A 12,828-nucleotide genomic window follows, 5' to 3' on the forward strand; every position below is an offset into this window, starting at 1 on the left:
TTTTATAGATTGCTTAAAATTAAATGTTGTGGTAAAAAAAGAGGTGGACGGATGGCCGAGCGGTTTAAGGCACCAGTCTTGAAAACTGACGTACGTGATGAGCGTACCATGGGTTCGAATCCCATTCCGTCCGCACAGCATCCCGCGATGTTAGCTGATTTTTAGAGCTTTATGTGATGCTGGAAATCTTATCTAATCTAGCTACATTTTTTAAAATACATCCCTTTGTAAATTGACCTTATTAGCGAAGAAAGCTAATATCTATAAATAGATTACCATCTGAATATGGAAACCGATATAGTAATAATAGGTGCAGGGCCTGTTGGAATATTCACTGCTTTTCAAGCGGGAATGCTTGATATGAGATGTCATATAATAGATGTTTTGGATCAAGCAGGAGGACAATGCACAGCTCTTTACCCAGAAAAGCCAATATATGATATACCTGGTTATCCTGTAATTACTGCCCAAAAATTAATTGAGCAACTAATGGAGCAAGCTTCACCATTTGAGCCCGCTTACCATTTAAGTCAAAAAGTGGAAAAGATTTCAAATAACGAAGGTGAAAACTTTACTGTCATAACGAGCATAGGTACAGAGGTAAAATGTAAGGCTGTTATCATTGCTGCAGGTAACGGAATGTTTGAACCTAACCGTCCACCCCTTGGTAGTATATTAGAATATGAAAATAAATCTGTATTTTACAGTGTAAATAAAATTTCTGATTTTCAGGATAAAACTATAGTCATTGCAGGAGGGGGTGATTCTGCGGCTGATTGGACCGTAGAACTTTCTAAAGTTGCGAAGAAAATTTATGTGATACATAGAAGAAAGGAATTTCGCTGCACTCCTGAAACTAGAAATAAATTAGAATCACTTGAAATTGATGGAAAAATAGAACTGGTAGTGCCATATCAATTACATGAACTAGCCGGAAATGACGGGCAGTTGATCGCAGTGATAGTAAAAAACATTGCCTCTAAGGAAGAAAAAGAAATATCCGCTGATTTTTTGCTGCCATTTTTTGGATTGTCAATGAATCTTGGTCCAATAAACAATTGGGGTATACAGTTAGAACATAGCCGCATAGTTGTCGACCCAGCTACACTTAAAACCAGTAGAGATAGGATATATGCAATCGGAGATATAGCTACTTATTCAGGCAAACTCAAGTTGATACTAAATGGTTTTGCTGAGGGCGCCATGGCTTGTTATGACATATACAAAGTAATCCACAATTCTCCAGTCAATTTTCAATATTCAACTTCAAAGGGAATTCACGGGAAAGAAAAACTTCCTTGACAAGTTTCGCCAGCCCCCTTATCACGACATTAAGGGTATTTATGACTCAAAACTTGTTTTTAACCTGCAGGCTCAATGACAAAATTCAGTAAAAAACTCAGGGTATTTTTTGGCGAATTACATAAAATTATAGCGGCTGCATGTCTTTTAAATTTTTTCTACATTCAGCCAAATCGCGCTTATTTTAAGCGTTAGCACATTATTACAGCACTAATTTAAAGTATTAGAGAGTCAAAACTCGCTACTCAGGGCTTCTTTTGCCTTTTTTTCTGCTTAGTAAATTTCTTAAACATTTAAACTAAGGTGAGTTGCATTTAAAAGCAGCTAAATTGCAGTGTTTAAGACTTAAAAAAACGCCAATACAGAAAATAGACAATGACCGGGGCTTCTTTTGCCTTTTTTTTCATTTGGTAAATTTCTTAAATATTTAGATTGGTTGCAATTTAAGAGACCATAAAGGGCGTCATTCCAGCGCGTGACGCTGGATCCAGTTCTTATTGTACATTCACCTGGTGTAAAGTTAAGTTTCCTGGATCCAAGTAGTCAGGGCACTGGGATGACATCCTCCCTTGTGGATTCAAAATCACAATGTTCGTACAGCTATGGAATGAATCGCGGTATGACGATTAATTATTCCGTGGCGGTATGATGTAGGGAAATCTTACTTATATAGCTATAGTTCTACATGAATTACAAAAGTAATATTTACTAGATCTTAATATTTTAGATCTATATTTTAATAAATAATGAGCTGTAATTAGTATGAATGATCCATTTAAAAGTGAGAACTATAAAAAAAATCTCGATTCTCTGATCAAAGCTATAAAGCTGAAAAACATTGGTGAACAATATAATAAAACAGTGAGGGATTTATCCCAGGCATTAGAGAGTTTTACAGATAAGGCAGAAGATGTAGCTAAGTTTGTCATATGTAGTGACTTGAATAATTATATAGAACCGGTGAACAAAAAGCCATCAGGTTTTTTTGGAATATTCAAGGAAACATTTAATAAAATCTTGGGAAAAGATGCTTCAATTCAGGATAACGATATAAGAAATTTTGCTAATGATAAATTGCCCAGTCTTGCTGAAAAAATAACATTCGAATACCTAAATGTTTTAAAGAAAATTTCAGATTTAGAGCAAAGTAAAAAAAATCAGGAGGAACATAGATTGTATGGAGTGAACTTAGAGGATAGAACAGCGTCAAAGCAAGAAGAAAATCCTTTATATGAGCTACAAGAAGGAGATTCAGGCTATGAAAGTTCATTAGATAAAGAGCATGAATATGAAGACATATCAAATTATCAAGAGAAGAAGAGTAAAATTTTAATAGAAAATTTGCAGAGTTCAAAATCGCCCAAAGAAGAGCCAATTTATGCAACAGTTTCTAAAGAACATATAGAAGCAAAAAGAGAACGTAAGCAGAAACAACAACCTCAATCCCTCGTACCACCAAAACCACCACAAGTGCCAAAAAAAATGTTTACTACTGGTCAAGAAGTTAGACAAGAATCGAAAGTGGTAGTCAAAGATAAACCTGCAGTACCGCCAAAGCCTAAAAATCTAAGCCGTGCTGATCAAAAAGTAAGCACAGAGCCAAAAGTAGTAGGAGTAATTCTTAAAAAATCAGCTGAAAGTAAACCTACAGTACCACTAAAATCTAAAAATCAAGACAATAGGAAATCAGCACAAAAAGCTGCTGGTAAGGCGATACCAAAAGTAGCAGCAGCTATTATGAAAGGAGGAGCTAATCGCGAGATGGGCAGTAAAGTAAAGGCATTAAAAGAAAAATTTGAGCAAAATCAAGTAAAAGGAAATGCTAATGTACGGCTTGCTAAAAGCAAAACCACCCCAGCAGCACAAGCGGATATCGGTGTGAAGAAAAAACAATCTCATTCATTTCTAACAGAGAATAAAAGATCTGCGACGAAACACATAACAGCAAAATCTGATCCAAAATCTCATGTCAGCAAAAATCCTCCTTCCACACAAGTAAGTGTTAAGGAAATGGTTGCACAAATTGAGAAAGGAAAAGGAGGAAGATAGTAATATTTGGGAAAAAAACATATGTGTCAAGTCAAGAGATTGTGAGCAAACTTAGGAAATTATAGCTAAACTGACTGTATCTGTTCAGAGGAGTGGCTAATGTGCAAATATTGAAGCAAAGTGCGTGACTCACAGCTGTACGAACATTGCAATATGGCACATAGTAAACGATGTCATCCCAGTGTCCAGACACTGGGATCCAGTTTTCCATATAATCTCATCGAAAATCACTTTCTGTGCTAGTTTGCTTGTGAACAAGCAAACTTTTCTGGTTCCCAGTGTCTGGGCACTGGGATGACATCATAGGGACACTGGGATCTAGGGAATGTTCAAAAAACTGTGTCAAATCAACTCATACACTTCATTACCAACTTCATGATGAAGTTCTGCAGTTGGATGGAAATAATCAAAAAAGAAATAATCCTTTAGTGTTTCTTTGCTACACCCAGGGTTATAGTGAACATCAAGTTCCCCTTTAAATATCAACTTTAAGAGTGTTTTGATATTTTCTTTAAATCTCCCAATTTGGTCTGAAATGTTCGATGTGCATGCATCTTGACAATTTAAACCTTTGCTCTTGTATTCGCTAAGCATACTTTTCATTTTAGAGTTAAGATCAAATGCTTTTATTTCAAGATTTGTACTTTTCTTCATATAATCTAAGCCATTAGCCAATTTTGCATTGAAACTCTCTGTGAGTTTTGTAGCTAGTTCCCTTGCTTCTTCATCTCTATTAAAAGCTGGTATTGAGCCAACTTCAGGTGCGTTTGCAACAACTACATGCTTAACACCATGTTCATTTAGAACCTTAAGTGCATTACATATTTCACTCACTGCTTGTTCCAACACTTCTTCCGCTTTAGTATTGTCATAAGCAGTGGCAACCATAACATCATTTCCGCCGATTATGATGCAAAATAAATCTTCTTTACCTATATCTGGATGATGTTTAATTACCGCATCTAGCTGGTTAGCTAAACGAAATTTATTGAAGAAATAAGAAAACATAGGGTCAAAAATTTCAGATGCTGTTGCACATGAAACTGCATAGTTTTGACCTTGCTGCTCGTGGCATCTACCAAAAAATGAATAACTCCATCCAGGTTTAAATTCGTCTAAATCTAAATATTTTGCTACATATTCAACAGCAGTAGGGCCATCGCTAAAAGATCCTCCTTGATAAAAAGGGTCATCAAACTTTACGCTTTTTGCAAAGGATAAATTATTTAAAATTCCAATGATTGCACCATTATCGGATAAACTATCACCCAGAACATAAAAATTTCTATACTTTGAATTAGAATTGTCATTTTTGTTTGTCATAATATTTACCGTAGATTAGCATGTTGTTTCATTAAATTCATAAAAAAAGAAAAATAGCGGTGCAACTTTTTTACAACCCCCATTTTAAACTTTATTGTGTATTTCCTTCATATCATACCTTTTTGAAAAAACGTTTTATTTTAAAAACGCTCTGACTTTTTCTCCACTTTTTCCGGGCAAAATCAGCTTCTTCTTAACTTGACACGTATACTTAAAAGAACCCTCTAAGTTTTCTAGCGCGGCTTGGATGTTTCAACTTGCGCAGTGCTTTTGCCTCTATTTGCCTAATTCTCTCACGTGTTACATTAAAAATTTTTCCTACTTCTTCTAAGGTATGTTCCTTCCCATCTTTACCAAGGCCAAAACGCATTCTTAGAATTCTTTCTTCCTTTGGTGTTAAAGTTGCAAGAACATTGGTTGTAATGCCACGCAAGTCAGCAAGTATTGCAGCATCCTCTGGTCTGGAGACTCGCTTATCTTCTATACAATCACCGAAGGTACTACTATCATCTTTTCCTGTTGGAGCTTCAAGACTTACTGGATCCCTTGCTATTTTCATAACTTTGCGTATTCTTTCCAGTGGCATTGTCAGTTCTACACTCAATTCCTCTAACGTCGGCTCTCTTCCCATCTCATGAGTCATCTTTCTTAATGCTCTGTTGATTTTACTGATAATTTCCACCATATGAACTGGTATTCTAACTACTTTAGACTGCTCAGGTATTGCCCTAGTAATTGATTGTCTTACCCACCAAGTGCCATAAGTTGAAAATTTATATCCACGTTTGTAATCAAACTTATCCACGGCCTTCATAAGACCAATATTGCCTTCTTGTATCAAATCAAGCAGATCAAGGCCTCTTTTTGAATACTTCTTAGCAATGGAAACTACTAGCCTTAAGTTAGCCTTAATCATTTCTTGCTTTGCTTCAGAGACTTCTCGTTCGTGTTTTTGTATTCTCTTGATTAGCTCCTTAAATTCTTGTACGTTATCTTCCTGTACATGCTGCTTAATACCGCTTAAGGTACTAGCTATATGTTCAGAGTTATCGTCTATAAACCTTAAAAATTTGTTTTTTAATTCACCTGTAAAAGAGGACTGATTTTCATTGATCTTTAAAAGACTTATCTCTTTCAACTCGTGCTTTAAAAGCACGTCATCATAAACTTTATAGAAACTTTCTCTATCGATATCGTATTTTCTAGCCTCAGCAATAAGATTAGCCTCTTCAAGCGTGATGGATCTATTTATCTTATAAAGTTCTTGTGTAATTCTGGTAACAGCAGCATCACTTAACTTAATTTGTAATGCTATAGACCATATTTGATTATGCAAATTTTCTAGCTCATTAGAGAAATTTTTAGAATTTTTTCTTAATATCAACGCTTCATTTGTTAAAGTAATCATCTCATCCAATGCAACTATGACCTTTGGCAATAAGTCACTTTCCATTTCAAGAATAGAAACATTTAAATTGACTGAACTTACATCTTCATTATCACCGTCTTTCTCATCATCACTTTTTTTACTATCTTTCTCATCATCACTACAGTACTCAGCATCTTCAGAAACATCCTCAGAATCCTCAACATTTTCAGCACTCTCTTCTTTGGGTACCACATTAAAATCAGAGTTATAAATTGCATCCAGATCTATAATTTCTCTCAGTAAGAGAGCTCCACTACTTAAATCATCACGCCATACTTTTATCACCTTTAATGTTACTGATGTTTCAATTATTGCACGTAACATGTTATGCTTTTCAGATTCAATTTTTTTTGCTATCTCGATTTCATCTGCCCTTGATAAAAGCTTTACAGAGCTCATGTCTTGTAAATAAATCCTCACTGGATCATCATTTTGTACTAAAGTTGCAGTAACATTTGGCGATGTATCATCATCAAGTTTACTATCATCACTATTGGAAGGAATATCTTCTTCATCTTCGCTACTTTCAAGCACATTAATTCCGGAATCCTGCAATAAAGATATAGCATCATCTACAAAGTCAGACGAAAAATTTTCATCTGATAATTTATCATTTATATCATCAAAGGTGATAAAACCACCCTTTTTTATACTTTTAGTTACAAGATCTCTGATAATTTTTTTCTTATCTTCTGCATCATTAATAATTGACATCATTACCTTTATAGTTTATAATTTCATTCCTTGTTAACAAACAAACTTACAACAAGCAAGTTTATAATTTTACTTTTAACTTGTGGCTATTTGTTACTTCATATAGTTTAAGATACTGTTAATTTATGTACACTTGTCTTGATCAATTGTTCCATACTTTTCTTCCATTTTTACTGCTATGGACAATCCAACTGAAAATGTTGCAATTCCAACCACTATAGCAGTAAGCATTAAAACATGGGGTATAGGATTGCTATATGAATAAAAATTTGAAACCAATATAGGAGGCAAGGAATTTTTTATATATCCTAGAGATATATAAAATAACAAAACAGATGCTTGGAAGACGCTTACCCCTATCATTTTCTTGATTAAATTTTTATCGTTTATAATAATATATAAACCTAGCACCATTAATATAATAATAATTGTATAATTATATAAAGTCATTGTTTTTTCCTACGAGCAAAATTTATATATATAATTAACATAGAGGAGCAAACAGTAAATGATACACCTAATTCCACAAAAAAAATACCTAATTTTTGACCGGTTCTATTATTGGCTGACAAGATATCGTAAGATAAAAAATTTTGGCCAAGTAAAGTTGTTGCAACGCCCGTTCCTCCATAAATTAAAATACCGAGCACGTTAGTCAATCTAATCACAGAATAAGGTATTGCTTTTAGAGTTGTAGATACACCAAATAGCATTGAATATAATATTATTCCGGAGGCAATAATTATTCCTGCTTGAAAACCTCCACCCGGAGTGTAATCACCGTGAAATTGTATGTATAAACCAAATAAAATGATAAAAGGTATCATCAAAAATGTTACTGCATTTAATATCGGATCTTTAATCATTTTCTTTTTCTTCTTTTAATATCAACGTTATACAAAGCGCAGCAGTAAAAACTACTATAGTTTCTCCAAACGTGTCATAACCACGAAAGCTTGCCAAAACAGCTGTCACTATATTAGGAATACCGGTAGCTTTTTCGGTATTTTCCACATAATAAGGAGCAACATGCAAGTGGATCGGAGCATTGTGGCTGCCAAAATCTGGCAATTGAATCATAAAATATGACAAACATACAGCCAGAAATAACATAAAAAAAAGCGTTATAGGGTTATGAGATAGATTTACTTTATGATTCTTTATCAAGGAGAGTGCTGCAAACGTAAAAACCGTACTGAGCCCCGCACCAACAGAAGCTTCAGTAATTGCAACATCAGGTGCATTCATAATTAAGTATATAAGCGCAATAAGTGAACTAAATACACACATTAGAACAGCACTTACGACTAAATGTCGCGAGAAAACTATAAAAACCGTAACTGTTAGTAACAACAAAAGTAACACCACATTTAATATTTCTAACACCTTAACCTTCTTTAACAGCTTTTCTTTTAATTTTATAATAAGTGCGCGCTAAAATATAGCTATTAGTTGAGCTAGTTACCCATATTATAAGAATTAATAATATTATTTTAACAGTATTGATTGAAAATCCATTCTGCAAAGCAAAACCAATTAACAATAACGTTGCACCGCTAGAATCTGTAATACCTGCTGCATGTAACCTAGTATAGAAATCAGGAAATCTAATTACTCCCACACTTGAAATGATTACTAAACAAATGCCTAAAAATATAAGAACGGATCCTATCATAAATTATTAAAACAACATTAATCTCATTAGTGCTATAGTTGATATAAAGCTAACGCTAGCATACAACAATGCTATATCAATTAAAAAAAAATTATTCAGAATGATTGATATTGCTGTTATGAGTACAACTACTTGCGTTGAGAAATTATTGAACGCTAAAACCTTATTGTACACATCACTTGACTTAGACACTATGCGGCACAACATTACACTCATACAGAATAACAGTGTATAGATAGCAATGTGAATCATTTAAAAACTATATAACTTCAGTAGATTTTTAAACGGATATTTCTTCATCGCCATTTTGATCATTTATTTCATCATCCACTTCGTAATCTTGGCTTTCTTGACTTACATTAAGACCTGTGTTATCAGAAAAATCTAATAAATTCGCTAGCTTACTTGTATTACTGCTGTAAACATTATTCATATTTCCTTTCATGTACTCCTTGCATCTACCTACCAAAAGGTTAAACAGCTCATGAGTATCTGCCTGTTTTTCTGCTATTTCATGCAAGGAAACTATGGTATTTTTATGGTCTTTAAACTGAGCTGTTTGAACTGGATTACTCGCCCCTGTATTTAAATCATGTGTTCTTTGACTTGCCAACAGAACCAATTTGAAGCGGTTACTTACCTGTTCTGTACATTTTTCTACAACAGACTCAACCATAAAATACTACCTTAATAAGTTTTATACTATACCACAAAAAACAAGTTGTCAACTTTGTATCTATTGCGATTCAACTTCATATTTTACTTTTTCTGCCTCAGATTTTATTTCTTGGCTTTCTGTCATCGTGATTGTTATTTCATGATCAAGTTTTTTTAGAAATCCTAACAATCGCTCTAAAGAAAAACCATCTATTTTACCATTTTTAATTTGTGATACTTTTGGCTGATCAATACCAAGTTTCTCAGCTGCAAAAGCCTGAGTCCAAGCATTTTTTTCTATAATTTTATTTATTATATAAAGCAACTTTGTTTTTGTTCCTACACTGTCTAAGTTATTTAACGATATTATTTCCATAATTTTTACACTCACATATCAATTAACTTTATTAAATATTATGTTATAATGTTTAATACACCAAGATATTAATATCATATGACTTGTCAATAATTATATGATATCAATATTTAAAACTTTAGTTGATTATATATCAATATTTTAATCAAATTTCTAGTAATTTTAAATTATCATTTTACTATCAGCCTATCTGAAAAAATCATTTACAGAAAAAACAAGCTAAAATTATAAAGCTTAAAACAACTATTTTATAAATTCATTTTATATAAGAAATTTATATTCCTATACCTTAAATATAGACATTTATTTAAATTTTTAAAATTTCTATTTTAACGAGAATGCTATATATTATATTTATAATATAATTTAAATATTTGTTGCTTTTTAGTTGGAATATTATTTAGTTAGTAAGTAAAGTCGTGTTGAATATGACAAAAATAAAAAAAGATGTTGCTGTTATTATGGGAAGCGAGTCAGATTACACCACTATGGTCCATACCGTCGATATGTTAAAAGCATTAGAAGTTTCACATGACATATTCATAATATCTGCACATAGAACACCAGAAAGGCTCTTCAATTTTGCTAAATCTGCACAAGAAGAAGGTTTTAAGATTATTATAGCTGGTGCAGGAGGTGCAGCTCATTTACCTGGTATGGTTGCATCACTAACTTGTCTACCTGTTATAGGTGTTCCTGTGCATAGTAAACAATTAAATGGGCTGGACAGTCTACTCTCTATAGTTCAAATGCCAAAGGGTGTTCCAGTTGCAACCATGTCTATAGGAGAAAGTGGAGCATATAATGCTGCCATTACCGCCGCATCTATATTGTCAATTTCCAACAGTGAAATTGCAGGTAGGTTAAAAAAGTGGAGAGAGAAACAGACCAAAGAAGTAAAAGAAAAACCAGTTTCATAATAAATCTATGGCAATAATTCTTTTAGACACAAAAACCATAAACCGTATAGCAGCGGGAGAAGTAATTGAGAGGCCTGCAAGTGTAGTAAAGGAATTAGTGGAAAATGCAATAGATGCTGGAAGTTTAGAAATAGAGATCAAAATAGAAAGTGGTGGGCGTAACCTTATTATTGTGACAGATGATGGTAACGGAGTAGAAAAAAACGATTTAGAGCTCGCATTTATGCGCCATGCTACTTCAAAATTGAGCGATAGTGAGTTGATAGAAATCAAGCATCTTGGTTTTAGAGGAGAAGCTCTGCCTTCAATTGCTGCAGTAAGTAGAATAAAGCTATCGTCTAAGGCACACGGAGCAAGTGAGGCGTGGTCTATAAGTTATGAGGGTGGAGAGAAAATAGGGGAGCTAACTCCTTACCCTTTATCACAAGGGACACATATTGAAGTACGAGATTTGTTTTTCGCTACCCCAAATAGACTAAAATTTCTAAAAACCGAAAGAGCAGAAACTCAAAGCATTGTTGATATTGTAAATAACCTAGCAATGATTAACTATCATATAGGGTTTACTCTCACTTCAGGTAATAAAAAGCTCTTAAAATACGCTAAGCAGACTTCGTTATTTCATAGATTGTGTGAAGTAGAAGAAGAATTTCAGGGCAGTTCTTTGGAGGTCAATGAAGAAGAAGACAGCATTAAACTTACAGGACACATCTGTAAACCGACCGTCAATCGTGGTAAGTCAACTCAGATCTATACGTTTGTTAATGGAAGGCCAATCAAAGATAATCTACTTATTGGTGCAGTTAGGTACGCATACCATGATTTTATTCCAAGCGATAGGTATCCTTTTGCGACGTTACATTTAGAGATACCTTATGATCAAGTAGATGTAAATGTGCATCCAAATAAATCAGAAGTAAGGTTTCAGAATAAGAAGCTCATATATGAGATAGTGACAAGAGGATTAATCAAAGCATTGTCAAGAAGGATAGGCACCTTTCCAGCTAGTGACCAGAAAACTACTAATACGATAGAGGGTTTTTTGAAAGGTTTATTATCAGATCCTTTTGATAAGTCTAATGTTCAAAATGAAAGAAGGCCAAGTCCTTTTGAAAATCAACTAATAAAAGAATTTGCCTCTCCAAATGAAAAAGCAAAAGGCTTATCAGAACAGTCAAAATCGTTTAATTATACCGGCATACAGAAATTTCCATCACAAGCGGAGACTATGGTTCTAGAAAAAAAGGTGTTAGAGCAAGTTGATTTGATAGAGAGCCACCCGCTCGGGTTTGCACGCTGTCAGATCTATAATACTTACATTATTGCCGAGGTAAGAGACAAATTGATTATAGTCGATCAGCATGCAGCCCACGAAAGACTAGTATATGAATGCCTAAAACAAAAATCAAGTATAAAAAGACAAAAACTGCTTTTTCCTGAAACGGTTGAAATCAAAAATCAAGCCGGAATGGAGATGATTGAAATCTATCAAGATAAATTATTTGAAATGGGTTTTGATATTGAAATCAAATCAGAGAATAAAGTGATAGTAAAAGAAATCCCTGCAATTTTGGGAGCAATAGATGTAAAAGAGATGCTAATTAACATAATTGACAGACTAACCGAAATAGAAGATACATTGCCAGTAGAAGATAAAGTGAACAAAATATTGGCCACTGTTGCTTGTCATGGATCAATTAGAGCAGGCAGGAAAATGAAGTTAGAAGAAATGAATGAGCTGCTAAGGCAAATGGAAAAAACACCATATTCCGGGCAATGCAACCATGGAAGACCAACTTATATAGAAATGAAACTCAGTGATATTGAAAAACTGTTTGAGAGGAGGTAAGAGATTGTCACAAATATGTAAGTGCTCCTTCCTCGTCATCCAAGTAGCTCATAGAAACGGATTAAATGCAAAACTACTTGACAAACTCTGCCAGTCCTCTTATCATAAAACTGAAGCTATTTATTTATCTTCAGTCTGTGCAGATAAAACGACAAAAAACTCAATGTCTTTATAAAACTTTCGGGTTTTTACCCACATAAGCTAAAATGCGCTTATTAAAGCATTTAAGACAATAAAAAACGCCAATTTAAAAAATAGATAGTGAATAACTGGCTAACAGGGTTTCTTTTGCCTTTTTTCTGCTTAGTAAATTTCTTAATGTTTACAATTTTGTTATAAAAGTAGCTAAATTGGAGCGTTGAGAGTAAAAAACGCCAATTTATAAAGTTAATATAGATAATTAGCCAACCATGGGGTTTCTTTTGCCTTTTTTTTATTTGGTAAATTTTTTAAATATTTATACGGAAGGTGTCATTCCAGCGCGTGACGCTGGAATCCAGTTTTTGGCAGTTTCATTGAAAATGTTGTATAGTA

Annotated in this window: 13 protein-coding genes and 1 tRNA gene; 5 read left to right on the top strand and 9 right to left on the bottom strand. The window is 33.7% G+C overall.

What is annotated here, in order from left to right:
- Positions 1 to 45: 45 nt before the first annotated feature.
- The 3 genes from NBW39_RS06140 (at position 46) to NBW39_RS06150 (ending at position 3,351) form a co-directional block, all read left to right on the top strand.
- Positions 46 to 133, top strand: a tRNA-Ser gene (locus tag NBW39_RS06140).
- A 152-nt stretch (positions 134 to 285) separates the two neighbouring features.
- Complete coding sequence (locus NBW39_RS06145) at positions 286 to 1,302, top strand: NAD(P)/FAD-dependent oxidoreductase (protein WP_250294912.1); 1,017 nt, start codon at positions 286 to 288, stop codon at positions 1,300 to 1,302.
- A gap of 762 nt (positions 1,303 to 2,064) precedes the next feature.
- Complete coding sequence (locus NBW39_RS06150; RefSeq protein WP_250294913.1) at positions 2,065 to 3,351, top strand: hypothetical protein; 1,287 nt, start codon at positions 2,065 to 2,067, stop codon at positions 3,349 to 3,351.
- A gap of 342 nt (positions 3,352 to 3,693) precedes the next feature.
- Here the strand turns inward: NBW39_RS06150 and NBW39_RS06155 are convergent, their stop codons facing one another.
- The 9 genes from NBW39_RS06155 to NBW39_RS06195 form a co-directional block, all read right to left on the bottom strand.
- The gene (locus NBW39_RS06155; RefSeq protein WP_250294914.1) at positions 3,694 to 4,674 is read right to left on the bottom strand and encodes an SGNH/GDSL hydrolase family protein; all 981 of its coding nucleotides are present in this window, start codon (positions 4,672 to 4,674) and stop codon (positions 3,694 to 3,696) included.
- Positions 4,675 to 4,885: 211 nt separating this feature from the next.
- On the bottom strand, positions 4,886 to 6,817 hold the full coding sequence (rpoD, locus tag NBW39_RS06160; RefSeq protein ID WP_250294915.1) for an RNA polymerase sigma factor RpoD: 1,932 nt from the start codon (positions 6,815 to 6,817) through the stop codon (positions 4,886 to 4,888).
- Positions 6,818 to 6,940: 123 nt separating this feature from the next.
- Entirely contained in the window at positions 6,941 to 7,267 is a 327-nt protein-coding gene (locus NBW39_RS06165) for a cation:proton antiporter subunit C (protein ID WP_250294916.1), read from the bottom strand.
- Positions 7,264 to 7,683, bottom strand: a complete 420-nt coding sequence (locus tag NBW39_RS06170) for a Na(+)/H(+) antiporter subunit B (protein ID WP_250294917.1) — start codon at positions 7,681 to 7,683, stop codon at positions 7,264 to 7,266. The genes NBW39_RS06165 and NBW39_RS06170 overlap by 4 nt, the downstream gene beginning before the upstream one ends.
- On the bottom strand, positions 7,676 to 8,203 hold the full coding sequence (locus NBW39_RS06175; protein WP_250294918.1) for a DUF4040 domain-containing protein: 528 nt from the start codon (positions 8,201 to 8,203) through the stop codon (positions 7,676 to 7,678). Before NBW39_RS06175 ends, NBW39_RS06170 begins: the two co-directional genes overlap by 8 nt.
- Before the next feature lies 1 nt (position 8,204).
- On the bottom strand, positions 8,205 to 8,492 hold the full coding sequence (gene mnhG / locus NBW39_RS06180) for a monovalent cation/H(+) antiporter subunit G (protein ID WP_250294919.1): 288 nt from the start codon (positions 8,490 to 8,492) through the stop codon (positions 8,205 to 8,207).
- Positions 8,493 to 8,498: 6 nt separating this feature from the next.
- Entirely contained in the window at positions 8,499 to 8,744 is a 246-nt protein-coding gene (locus NBW39_RS06185) for a monovalent cation/H+ antiporter complex subunit F (RefSeq protein ID WP_320109922.1), read from the bottom strand.
- Positions 8,745 to 8,772: 28 nt separating this feature from the next.
- Complete coding sequence (gene rpoZ / locus NBW39_RS06190; RefSeq protein ID WP_250294920.1) at positions 8,773 to 9,168, bottom strand: DNA-directed RNA polymerase subunit omega; 396 nt, start codon at positions 9,166 to 9,168, stop codon at positions 8,773 to 8,775.
- Positions 9,169 to 9,228: 60 nt separating this feature from the next.
- Positions 9,229 to 9,525 carry a helix-turn-helix domain-containing protein gene (locus NBW39_RS06195; protein WP_250295775.1) on the bottom strand — a complete coding sequence of 99 codons (297 nt, stop codon included), beginning with the start codon at positions 9,523 to 9,525 and terminating at the stop codon, positions 9,229 to 9,231.
- Between the two features lie 428 nt (positions 9,526 to 9,953).
- On the opposite strand from NBW39_RS06195, the gene purE reads away from it, so the two are divergent.
- Complete coding sequence (gene purE / locus NBW39_RS06200; RefSeq protein WP_250294921.1) at positions 9,954 to 10,445, top strand: 5-(carboxyamino)imidazole ribonucleotide mutase; 492 nt, start codon at positions 9,954 to 9,956, stop codon at positions 10,443 to 10,445.
- 7 nt (positions 10,446 to 10,452) lie between these two features.
- On the top strand, positions 10,453 to 12,294 hold the full coding sequence (mutL, locus tag NBW39_RS06205; protein ID WP_250294922.1) for a DNA mismatch repair endonuclease MutL: 1,842 nt from the start codon (positions 10,453 to 10,455) through the stop codon (positions 12,292 to 12,294).
- Positions 12,295 to 12,828 lie beyond the last annotated feature (534 nt).

It is taken from the genome of Wolbachia endosymbiont of Oedothorax gibbosus (genome assembly GCF_936270435.1).
In the GTDB taxonomy this organism is placed as follows: domain Bacteria; phylum Pseudomonadota; class Alphaproteobacteria; order Rickettsiales; family Anaplasmataceae; genus Wolbachia.